Raw genomic sequence first — 19,078 nt, 5'->3', positions numbered from 1 at the left:
TGATTTTCGTTTTATTGAGTATTCCGTTTCATATTATTGATGGAATTTCAGGGAACATTTTCAATCAGATCTCAACCAATATTTGGCTGAATTTATTTTTCTTCGCTATATTTTTATTCTTTGCTCTAAGTTTTTTCGGGTATTACGAAATTACTTTGCCAAGCTGGATCGCCAACAAATCTTCCAAAGCTGAAGAAGCGGGCGGACTAATTGGAATTTTCTTTATGGCATTGACATTAGTCATTGTTTCATTCTCTTGTACAGGTCCAATTTTAGGAAGTTTATTAGGTGGCGTTGTTGCAGGCGCGACTAATGTTCCAACATTGTTGACGTTTGCTTTAGCTGGTTTCGGATTGGCTTGGGCATTAGTTTTTGGATTGTTGGCGCTGTTTCCGCAAGCTTTACAAAATTTACCAAAATCTGGAGGTTGGATGAACACGGTAAAAGTGGTTCTTGGATTTATCGAGTTGGCTTTGGCTTTAAAATTTCTTTCAAAAGCAGATTTGGTTTCCAAAACATTCTTGCTGAAAAGAGAATTGTTCATCGTGCTTTGGATTATCATTGCGATTGGATTAGTGGTTTATTTATTCGGGAAAATCAGATTTCCACACGATGATAAAAAGCCGAAAATCAGTTTAACAAGGAGAATTCTGGGTGTGTTTGGGATTGTATTTATTGGATATTTGATTCAAGGATTGATTCCTTCAGAAAAACCTAAATTACAAATGTTAAGCGGGATTTTGCCTCCGTTAAATGTTAGTTATTTCCACAAAGAAGAAGACGGAATTCTGGGTTTGAAACCTTATCATAATTACTTTGAAGCGATTGAAGTGGCGAAGAAAGAAAATAAGCCAGTTTTGATAGATTTCACAGGTTACGGTTGTGAAAATTGCCGAAAAATGGAGGAGTTTGTATGGAGCCAGGATGATGTTTTGCCAATTCTTCAGAATGATGTGATCATTGCTTCGGTTTATGTGGACGATAAGGAAGAATTGCCAGAAAATGAACAAATCAAAATCGATATGGGAGAAGGTCAAATGAAGAAAGTAAAAACAATAGGAGACAAATGGAGTTTGTTCCAGCAGGTTAATTTCAATAACAATTCCCAACCTCATTATGTTTTAGTAACGCCTGACCAAAAAGTGATTAACTCGCCGGTTTCTGGTTATATGCCGAAAGAAGATTTCAAAAAATTCCTAAAATGTGGGATTGATTATTTTAAGAATAAATAGAGTATAATGGAGAAAGCAATTTTTACAGACAAGATTTTTTATTACGGAATCATTATGTTTATTTCAATTTTGCTTCTCTATAATGTCTATTCGATTTTGTCAATTTTCGAATTAAGACTAATAATGCCAATTCTTATTCAAATAATTTTATTGATTTTAATTTTTAACAAACATAAATTAATCAAGCTTCTGCTTAAAATTTGGAGTGGAATATTTTAAGGAGAATTTGTAAGAGTAACACCAGAACACCGATTTTTTTGTAATGATGAATGGATAGAAGCTAAAGATTTACAACCTGGAGATCTTTTACATTTAAAAGGAAGACATTATACCACAATTATCAGCATAGAAATCTTGCCACATTATGAAAAAGTTTATAATTTTGATATTGAAGGCAACGAGAATTACTATGTAACCGAAGATGGGATTTTGGTGCATAATGGATATAGAGAAAATTTCTTTGGAGAAAATCCTTCCTTAAAAGGTGATGTTGTAGTTCACCACGCAGTTGAACAGCAAGTTCTAATAAAATATCCTGGTTTGTTTACAAAAGCCGAATTAGATAAAATTGAAAATTTAAGAGGAATACCAAAAGATGTAAACAATACTTTGCATTTAAGCACAATAAGAATCGCTTGGAATCGATTTTACAAACAATACCCTAATGCTACCAAACAAGAGATTCAAGATTTTGCTGATGTTATTGATAATCTTTATGGCTCTCAATTTAATCCACCATTAAAATAATAATTTATGAAATACATTAAAATTGAACCTGAAGTAATTGTGGGTTTAGGAGAAGATACAAAAATAAATAAATCCAATCATCCACCTATTGTTAAAGATTTACACATCAACTTAGAAGATTGGTTAGGTGATGATTTAATGGAAAACTTTCCTGTTTTTATCATAACAGAATATCTTAAGTCAAGTTTAGAAACTACAAGATTTTCAGGGTACACTATAAAGGATTTAAAACTTACTTTTGATGAATATTTTGAAAGTAATTATCAACTAGAAAAAAAAGTTCCAACTTTTTATTGGATGGTTATTAATGGAGCAAAAGGAGAAGATGACTTTTTTATTGACCAATCTCAAACACTAAATATTTCAGTTGAGGCATTCTCATTTATGAAAAAATTCAATTTAAAAAATGCTGTTTTTGAAGGTGATTCAGTGAGTAATGAGGTTGATAAGATTTTTGAAATGTTCGAAAAAAGGGAGAAGAAGAGTTAATTCATAATTTTATGGAATTTGAACAGACCGGACAGCAGCTAATGGAATTTGATATTTTACAATTTGAGAAAGAAAAATATTTTTTTGTTCTTCTCGTAATATTTATAATGTATATTTTCGGAGCAAGTTGGGTTATTGATCACTACGGAGGCATAACTCAGTTAAAAATAGTTAGCATTATTTTTTTTGTGGATATAGTATATTTATTGTTGTTATTGTTTTGGTAAAAAAAATTAAAACTAAAATTATTTTATGAAAAGAGTAATTCAGATTATTTTATTAATATTTTCTATATTTATTTTCGTTGTAATCATTAAATATAATTTTTTTACAGATAATGAAAGCAAATTTTATAAAAACGGTTGGGATTCTTACGAAAATAACCAATACGACTTGACGCTGTTTTATCTTAATCGCGTTGATAAAAATAAATATCCTGATGTTGTGGCACCAATAGGATTTTCTTACATGGAAAAGAAAGATTACAACAATGCAATATCTAATCTCACAGTTGCATACAATAAAGGAATTGGGAAAAAAGAAGGGTATTTTAATAAGATTACCAATTCTTTAGGCATTTGTTATATGCAGATGGGGAATCTTACAAAATCAAAATATTTTTTACTTGAAGCAGAAAAACAAGGAAATCCTAACAGTAAAAGAAATCTTCAGATTTTAGATTCATTGGAAAATACTTCTAATAAATAAATTGATTTTATTCTCTTATAAAACAAATAATTAAGAATATTTTTCTTTTTAAAAACAAGTAGTTTACTTGAAATACTCTACTTATTTGAAAATCAGATTATTGGTTATTGAGTGTTAAAGTTTTCAATTCCTAAAAGCCGAAGCTCAGTTTGCAAAAGTTACAGCCAATGCAGATCCATTAAATCAAGGAAGAATTCAGGTACGTTTCGATTGGCAGTTACATGACACTACGGAATCCATCCGAGTAATGGCTCCCGACGCAGGAAGTAGCAGTAAAGTTTCTAAAAACAGAGGTTTTATGGCAATTCCCGAAGTTGGAGATCAGGTAACGATAAATTTCCAACACAATCATCCCGATCGTCCTTTTGTAATGAGGGTCTATTCCACTGCAAAGTTGGCGGTTCTGGAAATAATATTAAAAGTTTGAGTAGTAAAAGTGGGCACATTATTGAGTTAAATGATGGAGGTGGAATGATGATTCGTGATAAAAACGGGAATCACGTTCCATTTAGCCCGCACTTCGCCAATACTTTTTCCGTTGTACGCAATTTTACAACAAACGCGTTTATACAAACTAACTAAATGAGTAAACTATTTAAATTTTTAGCAATAATTTTTTGTGGTATTTTAAATGCCCAAACAATAAATGGTAAGATTATTTCGAAAGAAAACAATAGCGCAATTCCTTTTGCTAGAATAGGAATTGAAAATGAAAATTTTGGAGCAATTGCTGACGAAAAAGGTAATTATTCAATTGACTTGACAAATGTTGATCAGAATAAAAATATTACAGTGCAAGTTGGAGGATTTGAAAATTTTTCTCAATCAGTTCAAAATTTTATAAGTGGAAATCACATAATTTCTCTTAACGAAAAAGTAGTAGATATTCAAGAAGTTAAATTAAATCCAAAAAGATATTCCGAAAAAAACTGGGGAACTAATGCAAAAACCAAAAAAGTACAATTTGGTTTTAATCCTGCAAGAACCAAAGAAGATAAATCTAAAGAATTTGGTGTTTATTTTAATAATAACAAAAAATTAAAAATTCAAAAGATCAATATTAATATTGTAAATTTGAAAACTGATAAACCTCTTTTGATAAGTTTCAATGTATATTCAGAAAAAAATGGACTTCCTGACAATTCTTTGTTAAGTGAAAATCTAACAGTACAATTAACAGAAGCCGACATAAAAGCAGGGACATTTACCTTTGATATATCTAAAAGAAATGTATGGATTTCTAAACAAAATTTCTTTGTATCAATGCAAGTAATAAATAATTTTGATGGATGGATTTATTTGAGTGGAGCATTATTCAAAACCGTTTATTATAGGAGCTATTATGACAGATGGGAAAAGAGAACAATTGCTCAGCCCTCATTAAATATTGATGTGAAAATAGAAAAATAAAACTGCGTACAACATAGTATTTGCAAAATGCGGGATGAAGTCTTGAATTGAAAAGCCTAAATATTTAGCCGCACATGCTTTTCAATTCCACTTTTTTTAGTAATTTACTGTCATTGGTTGCTACCGAAAAGTTTACGACCTGTTTGTCGTTTTTCAAGGTGTTGATTTCTGCATTTTTGGTAATTCTACCTACGATTGTGTTCATAATCTTAAATTTTAAAATGTTAATATTTTGTTAATTTTTGTTTTGTCAAAGGTCAAATGTTGGGAGTGAATTGATTTGGTATCGAGGACACTCGGCATTTTTCTTTTTTTATATTAAGTTAGAAAACAGTATTTTTTGCTGGATTTTTATTGTTTTTCCGTTGATTTCAAAGAACGTCTATGGTTGATTTGATTCGTACAACTGAGGTTCCGGCTTTTTCTTTGCCCATGAACATAGGACGGCACCATCCATACAAAACCCGATTCGGTTCCGCTGGATAAAGGCAGAAAATTCCGAATCGGGCTTGAAATCTTTTTGTCCGAAGGATTTAGGAGTGTCTGGAAAAATTGTTGGAGCTTGTGGAAAGAATTTTTTTAGAAACCCAAAAAGATTTTTTTGTGTGGGTGGTGCCGTCCTACATTTGCAAACGTAAAAGCCCAACCGCAGTTGGGAAACTTAATCAATGGACGTGGTTGTTAATGGAAAACTAAAGGAAATTCATTGGAAAATGGTTTCTCCAATGATTTAAACTGATCAAATATTACAAAACCACTCGTTCAAGTCCTTAAAATTATGATAAATTAAAGAGCAATCCTCTATATTTTTGTATTGACTTTTAATTTTTAATTTAACCGATTTCCCATTCTTATCATTGTCTAGAAAAAGTGAAATTTTCTCATATTGTTTCAGTTTTTCTTCCACCTTGAAAAACATTGCAGTTGAATTTAAAGTCAAGTAATCACAGTTTGAATTATCTGATTTGTCTAAATTTCGGTAGGTCAGATAATCGAAAAAGCCCTCAAATATGAGAATCTCGTTCTTGAGATTGTTATCATTAACAATCAACGTCACATCCTTTTTTCCCAAACATATTTTTGACTGTGGATTGCGAATCTCAAAACCTCCGGACTTATTCTGAAATCCAATTCCGAAATATTTTCTTCCTTTCAATTCGTAGTGAATTTCCTTAACCCTATGCTTTTGCTCAAAAACTCTTCGGGACTTCAGATACTGAATTAATGCAGGATGCTGGATTTCTTTGATTTCTAAAATCTGATTGCATGTTTGACCAGTAGTTTCGTGATATTTTATTTCATTTTGAACTCTAAAATCCAATGTTGAAAGGCATTTCAATGCTTCTGAAACGGAACATTTCTTTATCTGTTGGACAATTGAAATCACATCGTAACTTTTTCCATTTCCAAAATCGAACGCCTTGTTTTTGACAAAATCGACCGCCAGACTTGGAATTTTTTCTTCCCGGTCCAACGCAAAATAAAACGCAGTTTTCGGATTTTCTTTGACCGGAAACAGCCCGAACGACTCCAAAACCGCCCGAATTCCGACGTTTTGCTTGACTTTTTCGCAATTCATTTTTTTTCTTTTAATGCAAATTACTTATCCACATTTCCCTTTTAAATAAAAAAGACTTTTAATTTATTTTTATATTACTTTTAGCAAACGGCATTCTTCTTTTGCCACAAAGGATTTGATGGTGTTTTTCGGTGAGTTCAATTCCGAAAACTAGTGAGTTCAATTCCGAAATTTGGGTGAGTGCAATTCCGAAATAAAGCCTGTTTTGGGGTGAGTGCAATTCCGAATCGATTTTTCCATTTATTCTGATAACCGTAGTTATCCACAAAACAGCTAGGTTATCCACAATTTTTGTGTTTTCTAAATCTTCGGGTGAGTGCAATTCCGAATTCGATGCTGTTATTTTGTTCATTTTTAACATTTCTTTAACTTTAGTGAGTGCAATTCCGAATTGGTGGTGAGTGCAATTCCGAAATCAGACAATCATCGGATAGCCATTAGGGAATATTTCTCCCATTTTTGTATTTCTATACAAATGCTTGATGTGTGCCTGAATTTCAATAAGAAATTTTTGACCTTTAAAGTCGGTCGATGCTATCTTTCTCATTCTGCAGTTCCTAATAAATTCCTTGAAGGCTCTTTCAATCAGTTCCCTTGTCTGCGGTATATTTTCGTATTGATGGAAAAACTGGACTGTTTCGGCTTCGTCTAATCTATATCGTTTTTTGAAATAGAGCAATCTTCGGTTAATTTTATGACTTTGGTTAAAATTCTCTTGGTTTGATTCTATAAGTTTTTTTGCTTCTTCAAATGGATGAGAAAATCCTTTGGTTAAGATAGGAACAATAAATATGGAATCCTTTTCATACCTGTATTGGAAAGAAAAACTATTGTATCTGTCGAGATTGATTTTGATGGGCTTTAGAAATTTGAAGCAGAAATCTTTGGTATTTTTATAATTTAACCCAAACTTTTTATTGAAATTACCCAGCTTCAGCATTGTTCCCGATTCGGGAATTTTTGAAAGCCAGATGGAGAAAATAATGTGTTTGTTGTTTCTGATATTATACACCAGATGATAGAGTACATAATTATATTCGGGAATAACCAATAATTTTTTCAGCCAGTAACTGCTAATTAGAAATGTGGTAAAACCTCTTTGGTCATAGGTTGGCGTAGAAATAAGTCCGCCAAATGTTTTGATTTCTTTCCCTTTTGAATTAAGCGATTTGTACCATCCCATCTTAAATTTGGCGAGAAACTCATAGGCATCCACAACCTGCTTTGTGGAACCACTCGGAGAAATTTTACTGTTCCGGATTTTGATGGAGGCGAAAATGTTATTTTCTGTTTCAAATTCTTCATCAAATAGGGAAAGTTGCTTCGGACGGTCTTCGGGACGAAACTGTTCATTGCCGATAATTGCAACGATATTGAAAATGACTCGAAGCGCATTGATTGGGATGTCCGCCGCTTGTTGGTCATCAAAAATAAAGTCGTCCACGAAATGGTTTCCCAGCCGAATCTTGTCGGGAACTTTTTCTCCCTTGTCCTCAAACTTCTTTCGGACATGGCGCAAATCTTTTTCAGATAAAGACATTTTCTATTCTTAATGTTCCTGATTTCTTATTTCCTGATTTCAGATGGTAATTATTTGGTTCGAACAGTTTTCTTTACTAGTTTTATTTTCTCACTTTTCAGTGTTTTGTCTCCATCAATAAGATTGTAGTGTTTGTAGGAATCAACACCAGTTGCTTTGAACACCCTTTTTTCGGCTTCTCCTATATTGGGGATCCTCACTTTCTGGATACCCAGATATTCGTAAGATATTTTATTGATGGTTACTTTTTGACCAGGTTTTAAGTCAGATATTTTCATTGTTTTAAGTTTTTACGATTTGTTAGAAATGAAATCGACTTTTTATTGATTTCATGATGTTTTCGGTCGTTTGATATTTGGAATGGAATTGACAGAAACCGCATCATCTTTTTTACTATTCTTCAAATACGGCAGGATACTTTTTAATGAGGATTTCCAGTTGGAAATGGGTCTTCCAGAACTATTCCGCCAGTCGTTTTCTAACCACGAATGATATTTTTCTTCAATTACAGAGTCCAAGAGAGGCTGATAATCCTCTAAAGTTGTTGCAAACTGAATAAATTCTTCCAATTCGGGAATAATTTTTGACTTGCTGATTTTGGAAGTATGAGTAATGGAAACTTTATCACTGGATTTACTTATTCTGGGAACAACTTCATCAGGCGAATGGTTTCTCTTTAAAATTTTCTGTTTTTCAACAATCTCCAAACTTGGTACTTTTTCGATTTTTTCCTTCTCTATTTTCTCCAGTATGGGAATATCAGATAAGTAATTTAACAGAATTCTGTAATTACAAGGAAATCCACTTTTGGACTCAAATTCAACAAGACCCAACTCGCGAAGTTTATCTTTGGTCGGTTTTACGGTTTTTCTCGTTATTCCCAATGCATTACCGAGTGCAACATCGGAAATAACGACCTTATAACTATCGTTGTCCTTTCCTAATTTCAAAAGGTACAGATACAGCGAAATTGCCGAAGAGCCAAGTCTTACCTTCTGATTGAAGTCCCAAAATCGGTCGATAAGTTCTAAGTAATACATTTCTAACTGCTTGCAAAAAGTTCTATAGCCTTTTTCTTGTCGATGATGATGATGTTTCCTTTCTGAATGATGGCTTCATCCAAAATTCCTGAAGATTTAATCTTGGATGCTTTTGAAACGGAACAGCCCAGAATTTTTGCCAAACCTTTTAAACCGTATTCATACATATTTTCAGAATTTAAATTTTTAGATATCTCTAAAAATTCTTTTACGGTCAGATTGCAAAGAGGTGTTTGTGGGGTTATGTTTTCCATCAGCTGTTATCTTTAAAAAGTTCTAATGCTTTTTCCGAATCAATGATAATTTTTCTCCCATTTTGAATGATGGCTTCATCAAAAATTCCCTTACTTTTCAATTTTCCTGCATGATTTTTAGAGCATCCCAATATTCTTGCTAATCCAGAAAGACCGTAAACATACTTTTCATTAAATACCTTTTCTTGTGTGGGGTTTTCTGATGATTCTTGTTTTCTGGCATCTAAAATTTCCACAAATTCTCCTATGGTCAATTGCCAAATTGGTCTATTATAATCTTCCATTTTGAAATTTTTATTGTAATTTATTCTAAAAAAATACTTATTTGTATATATTTAACTATATTTGTATTGCAAATATAGAATAAATATTGAAATATATCTATATTTTAATCTCAAAAACAAAAAAAAATTAAAGATGACTATAACTGAAAGATTGCAAAATTACATGACCTACAAAGGGTTAAACCCCAATAAAATCACTGTTGAAGCTGGTTTGTCTGTTGGTTTAATTGGCAGAGCTATAAAAAACAACTCGGGACTCAACTCAGATACTATTGAAAAAATACTATACACTTATCCCGATTTGAATCCGGAGTGGTTTATTTCGGAATCTGGTGAAATGCTAAAAACAAACAACCAAAACATTAATAATAATGGCTCAGGAAATAATGTAAACAGCAACATTAATGGAAATATTAGTGGAAATGTTACTATTTCGCATAGCGAGTTTTCTAATATGATAGAACTTCAAAAAGGCTATCAAGAAATACAAAAAGAACTAACAGAAAGATTGAAAACCAGTCAAGAGCAACTATCGGACAGCATGAGACAGGTTACTATACTTCTTGAAATTTTAAAAAAATAACTATGAAGAGGATTTTAATAATTAGTGCTATTTTATTTGGGGGAATCGTGATTGCTCAGCAGAAGAAAAATGCTTTTAATAATTGGAAAAGTAGAGATGGAGAAATCGCACAAAAGGTTTTTACAAAATATCAGGAAAAAGAAAATAAGAAAATAGAAGATGAAAAAGCAGATTTGATAAAAACTCAAAGAAAGTTGAAAATTGAGATAGTAAATGCGGGGGACTTTGAGAAATACAATCAAAACATGTGGCTTCGTATTGTAAAAGTGAATAATGGAAATTTAGAACAGATTGTTAGTAAAAGTAATACGGAAATTTCAGTTGTTACAAATACAATGGGAAAGAATAATTGGAAAGATGAAGCGGGAGGCTTTAATTATAAATCTCTCAATGAGTTAATGAAGATTTCCCAAGAGTTTACAAATTATAGAAATGAAGCAGGATTATCAGAAAATTCATTAAAGCCCATTGAATTTATTGAAACCAGCGAGCCTGTTTTATATTTCTCTTTAAAAATCTATACCCATAAAGGCGGTTCAGAACAAACAACTTCTTCAACATTGTCCAGAACAATAAATATTTATGCCGATAACCAACTTATAAAAACTTTAAAATACTCCTTAGATGACTTGATTAAAGCAGAAGGAGTGTCAATACGGGACTTTAAATTGGGTTCTATTGAAAATAGATAATCAATTTTTTCTAATATGAATATAAAATATCACGCTCAATTTCTTCTTGATAGGGAAAAAGACAACCCTACTGCAAAACTGCGATATCGCATTAAGTGGGATGGCAACATTGTGGCTTTCAATTTGGGATATAGGGTAGAAGTACAAAAATGGAGCACAGAAACACAACGCTGTAAAGCAAATACAACTCATGGAAACAAAAAAGTCTCGGCAAGTGTTATAAATAGAAAGATACAACTATTTGAATCCGCTTGTGAGAAAACATTTCAGAAATATGAAATTGATGATTTGATACCTAACCAAGACCAGTTTAGGGAATGGTTTAATGTTGAGATTGGAAGAACGCCTAAGGAAGAACTGAAATCTGAAAAGAATTTTTTTGAGATATATGATATGTTTGTTAATGAAGAATCAATTAACAGTCAATGGAATTTCAGGACTCTTCAAAAAATGAAAACGCAGAAAAAAGTATTGGAAGAATTTGACCATGATATTTCGTTTGAGAAATTTAATGAGCAATATCTTTCAAATTATCAGCGATATTTAGAAGGGAAGAATCACAAGAATTCAACAATTTCAAAAGAGCTTGCTGCATTGAAGTGGTTTTTGAAATGGGCTATGAAGAAAGGTTATACAAAAAGTGGAGAGTTTGAAAAGTTTAAACCAAAAATTAAAAATGTTCAAAAGAAAATCATTTTTTTGAACAAGTCTGAGTTAAAGAGATTTACTGAATATGAAATACCTACGGATAAAAGCTATCTTGAAAAAATAAGAGATGTTTTTTTATTTCAATGCTTTACGGGATTGAGATATTCGGATGTGTTTAATTTGAAAAGATCTGATGTAAAGGACGGTTACTTAGAGATAACAACACTCAAAACAGCAGATAATTTGATAATAGAATTGAATAGTTATAGCCGAAAACTTCTAAACAAATATATCGATGTAGAATTTGAGCATAATAAAGCTTTGCCTGTAATCAGTAATCAAAAAATGAACGATTATTTAAAAGAACTAGCTGAATTAGCTGAGATAGATGAACTAGTTACCCAAACTTATTTTAAAGGTAATGAAAGGATTGAAGAAGTTTTACCAAAATATTCACTTATGAGTACTCATGCTGGAAGGAGAACCTTTGTTTGCAATGCTTTGTCTTTGGGAATTCCACCTCAAGTGGTTATGAAATGGACAGGACATAGTGATTATAAGGCAATGAAGCCATATATTGATATTGCTGATGAAATAAAAGCGAGTGCTATGGAGAAGTTTGATTCTTTTTAACGAAAATCTTTCTCGCCTAATAAGTGAATGAACAAAAATTCCTTGAAAGAAAAGTTTTTTTTAATAAGTTTAAAGTATCTTTGAAGATTGTGTACTAATTGTATGTAGTAATATGGCAACACTTGATATTCTTGAATTTCTTGATTTAGGTAGAGCAAAGTCTATTCAATCCGATAGTGAAAAACTATCGGATAGTGAAGCTGTTATCCTAAATGAAGTAAAAGAAAAAGATTTTGGTGTTGATTTAATTTATTTCAATACAGACGAAGAAACCAATAATAGTTTTCCTGCTGTTTTTCTGAAAAAAGTTGCAAATTTCAATGATGAAATATATTTAAAAGACATTGCTGAAACACAACGTAAAATTTGGAACTACAAAAAAGTATTGTTTCTGTATGTATATTCGGAAACGGAAATCCGTATCTACAATTGCTCTGAAAAACCACTTATAGTAACCAAAGATGATTTTGATTACAAAAATGAGTTACAAGAAATTGAAATTAATTCCTATCAATATTCCGACAAACAACAGTTGCAAGAACTCAGTAAGCTATTTTCTAGAATTGCCATCGATACAGGAATTATCTGGACTTTAGAAGACGCGAAAATTGTTCGGGATAAAATAAATTTACAAAAAAGAGTTGATAAATATTTAGTAACCAGTTTGGTTAATACGGCTGAATATTTAAGGAGTCAAGGGTTAGAAATAGATTTCATTCATAAAATTATTCTACGGTCACTGTTCCTTTTATATCTTGAAGACAGAGGTGCTGCTGAAAAGGATTTTTATAGTCAAATCAAAAAAGATGCTGAATCATACTTTGATATTTTAGACGATGTAACAGCTACTTATGATTTATTCAAACGACTTGAAGATCATTTTAATGGGAATGTGTTTACACTGGAAGAAGACGAAAGTATTTCAAGAGAACAGCTTCAAATAATTAAAACTTGTTTCATTCGTGGGAAAGAAAAAAACAATAATCCTCAGTTATTTGAGGATTGGAAGCAATTCAGACTTTTCAATTTCAAAATAATTCAAATTGAGTTGCTGAGTGAAATTTATGAAAATTTCTTAGCAGAAACCGACGCTACATTAAAAGAAGATTCTGGAACTTATTATACGCCACCATCTTTAGTTGAGTTTATTTTAAATGAAAAACTTCCAGTCAATAATGGAGAAACAGAATATAATGTGAAAACATTGGATCCAAGTTGCGGTTCTGGAATTTTTTTGGTAGAAAGTTTCAAACGATTGGTTAAACGTTATGAAAATGCTCATAGCATTGATAACCTTTCGGACTTTGACACTTTAGTAAAGCTATTAAAAGAAAATATTTTTGGAATTGAAATTCATCCACAAGCAATAAAAGTTGCTGCGTTTAGTTTGTATTTGGCTTTGGTTGATAAATTAGACCCTAAAAATCTATGGCAAAATAAAAATTATCGTTTACCTTATTTAGTAAACGACCTAAATGAAAAAAATGAGGAAAAGAAAGGTAAAAATCTTTTTTGCCGAGATACAATTTCCGATTTGTCTTCAATAGATGAATTACAGAATTTTCAGCTTATTGTTGGGAATCCTCCTTTTGGTAAATTATTATCTCCTAAAAAAGATAAAAATGGTAAGCAAAAAAACATAAGAGAATATTGTGATAAATTGGGTTTTGCAAAAGAAATGGTGTTACCTTTTCTTCACAAAGCAACTACTTTTGCTCCAAAAGGAGAAATAGCTTTAATTTTTAATACTAAAGTATTGACCAATACGAATGGTGCATTTCAAAATTTCAGAAAGTGGATGTTCCAAGAATGCTATGTTGAAAGAGTCTATAATTTTTCTATTCTTAGAAACGCTCCTGAAAGTTTTGGTGGTCAATTATTTGGAGACGCGACGGGACCAATAAGTATTGTTTTTTATCAAAAAGAGCACCTGAAAAACTCAAGTGATAAAATAGTTTATTACGCTCCTAAAACCTACATCAAATCCAATGTGATTGAAGGATTAAGCATTGACTTTACAGATTTAAAATATCTACCAAGAGAAGAATGTCAAAAACCCGATACTAAAATTTGGAAAATCGCAATGTGGGGTGGAATGAATGATTGGGAGTTGACAACAAAGATTCTTGAACGTTCAATATCTTTAAAAGATTACTTTAAAAGTCAGGAGAATAATTGGGAGAAGCCAAGAGTTGGATTAAATGGAGATATAGAAAAACCTGATTTTACTCCCGAAAATGTAATTGATGCCAGACTTATAACAAGGTATTACACTCCTCAAAGTGCCTCAAAAAAAAATACGAAAACATTTAGGAATATTGATATAAAAGTATTTAATCCGCCTTTTGTAATTATGAAAAAGGGACAACATAAGAAACAATTAGCCGCTTCTTATATTGATTACTTTTCTTATTGTACAACTGCGTGTTATATCTTTAATGGAGAAGTTGAACTTGATATAAAAAAGGCTCTGACAAGTGTTCTTAACTCAAAACTTACGACTTATCTGCTATTCTTAACGAGTGCATCTTGGGGAATAGAAAGAGAACAGGTTTTTATGGATGAAGTATTGGAAAGTCCTGCCTTAATCCCTCTATTAAAAACAGATACTTTAAATAAAGTGGTAAGTTTATTTGAAGATATTTTATCAATTAAAAAATCGGATAATCTTTTTGATAATAGAAAAATAGAGGCTTTTGAAAATGAAATAAATTCTATTGTTGTAGATGATATTCTTGAATTTTCTGCCAATGGAAAAAATATAGTAAAGGATAGCTTGGATTACAGCTTAGATTTATTTGAGAATCAAATTAAATCTAAAGCACTATATTCTGTTTCAAAAGACCAACCAAAAGAATATGCCGAGATAATCACTGCCGAATTGAATGAATTTCTTGATGGACAAAATGTATTTGCAAATGCAACTGTTTACAATCTGAAAGATTTAAAATCATCGCCTTTGATGATGATAAAACTATCGCATGAGAACGCTAAGAAAGACATCTATATCTCTAATGAGCCGATTGATGAAGAATTAAAAAAACTTGACCAATATTTGTGGGAACAGAAAGCTAAAAATATCTATTTCAGAAAAAAACTCAATTACAAAAGAGGGGATGATATTTATATCATTCGTCCAAACCAACGTAGATTTTGGTCACAATCAATGGCTTTTGAAGATGCTTCCGAATTAATTCTTGAAATTTTAAATGGAGTACACGATGAAGCTTAGTACGGTTTACAGAAAAGCATTTGAAGATGATTGTATAGAATTAGTTGTTAATGCATACAATTTAGCGATTGTAGAAAAGGAATATCAAACCGATTGGCTTGAAAATGATTTTTCAGAACTATTAAGTCATTATGTCAATGAAAGTCAACTTTCTTTAGCAAAAGGTATTACTTGTAAAACTGAAAATAAATTGTTTTCTAATACAGAAAGTCAGACAAAAGGCTTCGCAGATAAACTTCCAAGAATTGATTTCGTGTACTTTAAAATATGGAAAGAGCAAAGGTTTCATTACTACATGGAAGCTAAAAGACTAAAAGAAAAAGATTCCAATCTGAAAAGAGCTTATATCAATGAAGGAATGCAAAGGTATACTTCAGAAAAATATCCTATGGGTTGTATGTTGGGGTACTTACTTGAAGGAAATGCAGATAAAACTAAAAACGGGATTAACTCTCTTTTAATAAAAGATAAAAGAAACTCAGAAGTGTTAAACCTTGAATCCCACAATTTCGTAAAATCCTATTATGTATCCAATCACCCCAAAATAGGAATTTTAAAGCATTTGATTTTTGACTTTACAAATAATCAAAATTAGTCCCTACTTAAAAAATCAGGGACTAAAACAGGGATTATCTAAACATATCTATTAGTTTTTGATTGGTTATAAAATTTCATAAACCGCTAATAATCTGTTTTTTAATTATTTACTGTGTTTTATTGTGATATAAAGATACTCCCGTCCTCGCTACTAAAAACTCTTAGTTTTAACTAAGAGTTTTTTTTATTTTCAAAATTATCTTTTGGGTTAAGATTATATTTCCATATCAATTTTAATGTTTAGCCACCAAGTTTGTTTAGTTTATAATTTAAAGTAAAATTTTAGGTCGTTTTTGGGTATAAATTATGTTGTAAATAGTGCAATTCTAGGCTTTTTTTTAAAATTACTTTCATAATGAAATTAAAATTTATCTATCTGATTTTGTGCGTATTGCATGTTGTGTTAACGGTTTATTAAAAAATCTTTACAAAAAATTTTGAGATTGAAAAAAAAGTGCTATTTTTACACCGCTTTGACAGAGCAATACGCTCGAAGAGGCAATAAATTTTTTTTCATCATTTGTGTTTTTAGAATCGTGTCGCAAGATGCGATTCTTTTGTTATTGGAGTTTCTGAGTTTCGTATCTCACCAATAAATCCACAAAATAAGAGTAGGTTACACTGCCTTCCTGTTGATTGCTTTTCAGAAATAGATCATTCGTAAAACCAAAAAAACTATCCAGGATGCCGCGGTGTTTATACACGAACATTTTTTCAGCAAGACGGTCACGTTTCATTCCAGCGGAATAATTTCTAATGACATATTTTGCAAACGCAGGATTATTTTCAGAAAGACTGTTTAATAAGGATTTCAGCACAAAATATTCAGTACTGTAACGCAATTCGAGATTTTCACTTTTAATACCAATTAAATAACCGATGAAATTGGCTTCCTGTTCTCTTGCATATCCTAATTGATGCGCACTTTCATGAGCTAAAGTAAAAGGAAGTGAATTGGACGGTAAATTGGGGTTGTACTGCGCTTCGGCTGTAAAAGGATTGAAATAACCTAAAATACCACTGAAACTCATCACCGATTCATATAAACTGGGTTTAAAACTTCGATTTTTTATTGCCGCTTTTTCGTTGATTTGTTTCGGAATTAAATTTTGCCTTGTTAGGATTTCATTTTTAATAATATTCTGTTCGTAAACTTTAAAGACTCCATTTCGGTCTTCTTTTACCAATTCGCGGGTATTTCTGCATTTTTTAAGATAAATAAGCGCTAAAGCTTTTATCTGAGCTTCTGTTGGTTCTTTTTGCGGCAGTTTTTCTATCAAAGGTTTTTGGAAATAGAGCATTCCCCAAAAGATTTGATAGGTAAAATAGAAGATATTTACGAAAGCAAAAAACTTTATCCAGCTAGAATTTCTTTTTGATTTCTTGAAAACATTGATAAGCATCAAAATCAAGAATATTCCACACAACAGATAAATTATATCTCCTAAAGAAAAGTTGAAGCCAGAAAATAGGTGAACATGAAAATTTTTCTGCCATTCAAAAAATCGCTCGAATAATTTAACGGCACCATTTATTTTAGATAGAATAAAAAACAAAACAAATTGGGCAAGTAAAATACCTGCCCAAAACCTTTTCTTCTTAAATATTGAAAGCTTTTTAATGTGCACTGTTTGAAGTTTCTCCTAATTGAATGCCTTGTTTTTTTAATATTTTAGGGGTAATATAGCCATAAAATGCTAAATACATAAAACAAATGACAGGAATTACATATGAAAAATGTGTGTATGATATCCCCATAATTCCAGTAGGATTAGCTTTGTCAAAATCACAAATCCAACCTTGTATTAAAGGAATTACTCCACCTCCTAAAATCATCATAATTAAGAATGAAGAACCTTTCCCGGTGTTTTTTCCAAGCCCTGCAATTGCAAGGTCAAAAATAGAAGGCCACATAATAGAGCAGAATAGTCCACCAGATATAAAGAAGTATTTGGCGATTTCCTTATCAGGGTAAATTAAACCCAAAACCATCATTATAATTCCAGAAATACCAAAAATCATTAGTGTTTTTCCTGCGTTTTTACCTCCAACGAAACTCATTAAAATGAAAAGTACAATCCAAATTGCATAGATGTAAAATGAAGAAACATCTTTACCGCTTAAAGTGTTAGCTACAATAATAATTGCAAATGCGATGAAAGGAACAATAAATTTCAAAATTAGATTAGTTGTCTTAGAGGTGTCAAAAACATTAATTCCTCCATTCCATCTACCAATCATCAAACTTCCCCAATATAACGAAATAAATGGTGCAACATTGTTTTCTAAAATACTGCCGAATTCTTTTGTGTGTAACAAGGCTGGGAGATTGCTCACAATTGAAACTTCGACACCTACATAAATGAAAATAGCAATCATTCCAAGTAGCAGTTGTGGGTATTTAAATACATTAAATGATTGTGAACCCTCATCAATTTTTTCGTCCTCACCCTTTGAAGGGTCTTCAATTTTTGAAAATAGCATAAATAAAGCGACGAGAATAAATGTAACACCTAAAATAATAAAAGGTAATTTTACCATTTTTAAATGTTCTTTTACAAAGTTTGTCGGATAATGAATATTTGAAGTTCCACTCAGTTTAATATTTGATTTATTTGTTGCGTCACCTTGTCTAATTATTTTTAAATTATTTGAATAGTTGTCCAAATCATTATCAGAAACATTATTTTGCTTTAATACATTAATTTGATTATCAATTTCTGTAATATGATTATTAATTAAAGAAACGGTTTTGTGGATGTCTTCCTTAGAATCAGAAGTGTCACTATTTAATTGGATAACATTGTTTTGGAGTTCGGTTCTCAAATCTTGAAATTCGGAAATCAAGCTTTCTTTGTTTGACATATGCTTAACCTCTTTGGTTTCACCGGAACCGAAAAGAGCTATACCAATCAAAATCGGCCCAAGTGTAGTGCCTAACGAGTTAATTCCTCCTGCAAGCGTTAATCGATGTGCTCCTGTCTGCGGACTCCCCATTTTAATTGCTAAAGGATTTGCAACAATCTGTTGGACTGAAAATCCTAGACCAACAATAAATAAAGCTGATAGGAAAAAGGTAAAACTTGCTGCAGAAGCTGCTGGTATGAATAAAAATGCACCTATTGCAGATATTACCAAACCTATTGCTAAAGTCTTTTTATAACCAAATTTTTGTAAAATATCACTTTTAAGAGAGATGATAAAGAAAATTAGTGAACCGACAAAATAAGCTGCGTAAAAAGCCCAAGCAACTAATTGTGATTGAACCTGTGAGAGTACAAACCATTTTTTGAAGACCGGAATCAAGATGTCATTACTTGCTGCTACAAAACCCCAAAAGAAAAAAACAATTACTAATGAGATAAACTGTGACCACTTGGTCTGTTCTGAGTGATTTTCCATTATTAAAT

General features: G+C 31.5%; 18 protein-coding genes and 3 pseudogenes. 11 read left to right on the top strand and 10 right to left on the bottom strand.

Going from position 1 to position 19,078, the window contains the following annotated elements:
• The 6 genes and pseudogenes from Q0252_RS08035 to Q0252_RS08010 all read left to right on the top strand — a co-directional run.
• Positions 1 to 1,232: thioredoxin family protein (locus tag Q0252_RS08035; protein WP_297985182.1), on the top strand; the 1,232-nt coding region annotated here is incomplete at its 5' end.
• Between the two features lie 240 nt (positions 1,233 to 1,472).
• Positions 1,473 to 1,979 (top strand): annotated as a pseudogene (locus tag Q0252_RS08030) (Hint domain-containing protein); the annotation flags it as partial.
• 6 nt (positions 1,980 to 1,985) lie between these two features.
• Positions 1,986 to 2,468 (top strand): hypothetical protein, encoded by a 483-nt coding sequence (locus Q0252_RS08025; RefSeq protein WP_297985180.1) that lies wholly within the window; start codon positions 1,986 to 1,988, stop codon positions 2,466 to 2,468.
• 252 nt (positions 2,469 to 2,720) lie between these two features.
• Positions 2,721 to 3,176 (top strand): hypothetical protein, encoded by a 456-nt coding sequence (locus Q0252_RS08020; RefSeq protein WP_297985177.1) that lies wholly within the window; start codon positions 2,721 to 2,723, stop codon positions 3,174 to 3,176.
• 136 nt (positions 3,177 to 3,312) lie between these two features.
• Positions 3,313 to 3,680, top strand: a pseudogene (locus Q0252_RS08015) (phage baseplate assembly protein V); the annotation flags it as partial.
• Between the two features lie 78 nt (positions 3,681 to 3,758).
• Entirely contained in the window at positions 3,759 to 4,586 is an 828-nt protein-coding gene (locus Q0252_RS08010) for a carboxypeptidase-like regulatory domain-containing protein (protein WP_276285351.1), read from the top strand.
• Between the two features lie 106 nt (positions 4,587 to 4,692).
• On the opposite strand, the pseudogene Q0252_RS08005 reads toward Q0252_RS08010, so the two are convergent.
• The 8 genes and pseudogenes from Q0252_RS08005 to Q0252_RS07970 form a co-directional block, all read right to left on the bottom strand.
• Positions 4,693 to 4,791: pseudogene (locus Q0252_RS08005) on the bottom strand (single-stranded DNA-binding protein); the annotation flags it as partial.
• A 534-nt stretch (positions 4,792 to 5,325) separates the two neighbouring features.
• On the bottom strand, positions 5,326 to 6,165 hold the full coding sequence (locus tag Q0252_RS08000; protein WP_297985175.1) for a toprim domain-containing protein: 840 nt from the start codon (positions 6,163 to 6,165) through the stop codon (positions 5,326 to 5,328).
• Between the two features lie 58 nt (positions 6,166 to 6,223).
• Positions 6,224 to 6,517, bottom strand: coding sequence for a hypothetical protein (locus Q0252_RS07995; protein ID WP_297985173.1), 294 nt, complete (start codon positions 6,515 to 6,517; stop codon positions 6,224 to 6,226).
• Between the two features lie 63 nt (positions 6,518 to 6,580).
• The gene (locus Q0252_RS07990) at positions 6,581 to 7,705 is read right to left on the bottom strand and encodes a hypothetical protein (protein ID WP_024564044.1); all 1,125 of its coding nucleotides are present in this window, start codon (positions 7,703 to 7,705) and stop codon (positions 6,581 to 6,583) included.
• Positions 7,706 to 7,755: 50 nt separating this feature from the next.
• Positions 7,756 to 7,983 (bottom strand): hypothetical protein, encoded by a 228-nt coding sequence (locus tag Q0252_RS07985; protein ID WP_024564043.1) that lies wholly within the window; start codon positions 7,981 to 7,983, stop codon positions 7,756 to 7,758.
• A gap of 51 nt (positions 7,984 to 8,034) precedes the next feature.
• Positions 8,035 to 8,745 (bottom strand): hypothetical protein, encoded by a 711-nt coding sequence (locus tag Q0252_RS07980; RefSeq protein ID WP_297985171.1) that lies wholly within the window; start codon positions 8,743 to 8,745, stop codon positions 8,035 to 8,037.
• A gap of 2 nt (positions 8,746 to 8,747) precedes the next feature.
• Complete coding sequence (locus tag Q0252_RS07975) at positions 8,748 to 8,999, bottom strand: DUF3853 family protein (RefSeq protein ID WP_031504010.1); 252 nt, start codon at positions 8,997 to 8,999, stop codon at positions 8,748 to 8,750.
• Complete coding sequence (locus Q0252_RS07970) at positions 8,999 to 9,283, bottom strand: DUF3853 family protein (protein ID WP_024564040.1); 285 nt, start codon at positions 9,281 to 9,283, stop codon at positions 8,999 to 9,001. The genes Q0252_RS07975 and Q0252_RS07970 overlap by 1 nt, the downstream gene beginning before the upstream one ends.
• A 133-nt stretch (positions 9,284 to 9,416) precedes the next feature.
• Here Q0252_RS07970 and Q0252_RS07965 point away from each other — a divergent pair, with 133 nt between their 5' ends.
• From Q0252_RS07965 to Q0252_RS07945, 5 genes are all read left to right on the top strand, one after another.
• Positions 9,417 to 9,866, top strand: coding sequence for a hypothetical protein (locus Q0252_RS07965; RefSeq protein ID WP_088264813.1), 450 nt, complete (start codon positions 9,417 to 9,419; stop codon positions 9,864 to 9,866).
• 2 nt (positions 9,867 to 9,868) lie between these two features.
• Positions 9,869 to 10,558, top strand: coding sequence for a hypothetical protein (locus Q0252_RS07960; protein ID WP_297985165.1), 690 nt, complete (start codon positions 9,869 to 9,871; stop codon positions 10,556 to 10,558).
• 15 nt (positions 10,559 to 10,573) lie between these two features.
• A complete protein-coding gene (locus tag Q0252_RS07955) occupies positions 10,574 to 11,839 on the top strand; it encodes a site-specific integrase (RefSeq protein ID WP_297985163.1) in 1,266 nt (421 codons plus the stop codon).
• Between the two features lie 112 nt (positions 11,840 to 11,951).
• Positions 11,952 to 15,071, top strand: coding sequence for an N-6 DNA methylase (locus tag Q0252_RS07950; protein WP_297985161.1), 3,120 nt, complete (start codon positions 11,952 to 11,954; stop codon positions 15,069 to 15,071).
• Positions 15,061 to 15,666: a hypothetical protein gene (locus Q0252_RS07945; protein ID WP_297985160.1), complete on the top strand. Its 606-nt coding sequence runs from the start codon at positions 15,061 to 15,063 to the stop codon at positions 15,664 to 15,666. The genes Q0252_RS07950 and Q0252_RS07945 overlap by 11 nt, the downstream gene beginning before the upstream one ends.
• 562 nt (positions 15,667 to 16,228) lie before the next feature.
• Here Q0252_RS07945 and Q0252_RS07940 read toward each other — a convergent pair.
• Together Q0252_RS07940 and Q0252_RS07935 are read right to left on the bottom strand one after the other, a co-directional pair.
• On the bottom strand, positions 16,229 to 17,296 hold the full coding sequence (locus Q0252_RS07940) for a DUF3810 domain-containing protein (RefSeq protein ID WP_297985158.1): 1,068 nt from the start codon (positions 17,294 to 17,296) through the stop codon (positions 16,229 to 16,231).
• Entirely contained in the window at positions 17,286 to 19,070 is a 1,785-nt protein-coding gene (locus tag Q0252_RS07935; RefSeq protein WP_297985156.1) for an MFS transporter, read from the bottom strand. The genes Q0252_RS07940 and Q0252_RS07935 overlap by 11 nt, the downstream gene beginning before the upstream one ends.
• Positions 19,071 to 19,078 lie beyond the last annotated feature (8 nt).

This window comes from uncultured Chryseobacterium sp., from assembly GCF_936933875.1.
GTDB lineage: Bacteria > Bacteroidota > Bacteroidia > Flavobacteriales > Weeksellaceae > CAKZIK01.
The sequence above is the reverse complement of the archived record's forward strand: the minus strand, read 5'-3'. Positions and strand labels throughout refer to the sequence as shown.

Excerpts from the sequence above, each read along its gene's own strand:
- Q0252_RS07985 (WP_024564043.1), bottom strand. The coding sequence starts at position 7,983 with ATGAAAATATCTGACTTAAAACCTGGTCAAAAAGTAACCATCAATAAA.
- Q0252_RS07960 (WP_297985165.1), top strand. The coding sequence starts at position 9,869 with ATGAAGAGGATTTTAATAATTAGTGCTATTTTATTTGGGGGAATCGTG.
- Q0252_RS07955 (WP_297985163.1), top strand. The coding sequence starts at position 10,574 with ATGAATATAAAATATCACGCTCAATTTCTTCTTGATAGGGAAAAAGAC.
- Q0252_RS08000 (WP_297985175.1), bottom strand. The coding sequence starts at position 6,165 with ATGAATTGCGAAAAAGTCAAGCAAAACGTCGGAATTCGGGCGGTTTTG.
- Q0252_RS07990 (WP_024564044.1), bottom strand. The coding sequence starts at position 7,705 with ATGTCTTTATCTGAAAAAGATTTGCGCCATGTCCGAAAGAAGTTTGAG.
- Q0252_RS08020 (WP_297985177.1), top strand. The coding sequence starts at position 2,721 with ATGAAAAGAGTAATTCAGATTATTTTATTAATATTTTCTATATTTATT.
- Q0252_RS08025 (WP_297985180.1), top strand. The coding sequence starts at position 1,986 with ATGAAATACATTAAAATTGAACCTGAAGTAATTGTGGGTTTAGGAGAA.
- Q0252_RS07980 (WP_297985171.1), bottom strand. The coding sequence starts at position 8,745 with ATGTATTACTTAGAACTTATCGACCGATTTTGGGACTTCAATCAGAAG.
- Q0252_RS07975 (WP_031504010.1), bottom strand. The coding sequence starts at position 8,999 with ATGGAAAACATAACCCCACAAACACCTCTTTGCAATCTGACCGTAAAA.
- Q0252_RS07995 (WP_297985173.1), bottom strand. The coding sequence starts at position 6,517 with ATGAACAAAATAACAGCATCGAATTCGGAATTGCACTCACCCGAAGAT.
- Q0252_RS08010 (WP_276285351.1), top strand. The coding sequence starts at position 3,759 with ATGAGTAAACTATTTAAATTTTTAGCAATAATTTTTTGTGGTATTTTA.
- Q0252_RS07950 (WP_297985161.1), top strand. The coding sequence starts at position 11,952 with ATGGCAACACTTGATATTCTTGAATTTCTTGATTTAGGTAGAGCAAAG.
- Q0252_RS07945 (WP_297985160.1), top strand. The coding sequence starts at position 15,061 with ATGAAGCTTAGTACGGTTTACAGAAAAGCATTTGAAGATGATTGTATA.
- Q0252_RS07970 (WP_024564040.1), bottom strand. The coding sequence starts at position 9,283 with ATGGAAGATTATAATAGACCAATTTGGCAATTGACCATAGGAGAATTT.
- Q0252_RS07935 (WP_297985156.1), bottom strand. The coding sequence starts at position 19,070 with ATGGAAAATCACTCAGAACAGACCAAGTGGTCACAGTTTATCTCATTA.
- Q0252_RS07965 (WP_088264813.1), top strand. The coding sequence starts at position 9,417 with ATGACTATAACTGAAAGATTGCAAAATTACATGACCTACAAAGGGTTA.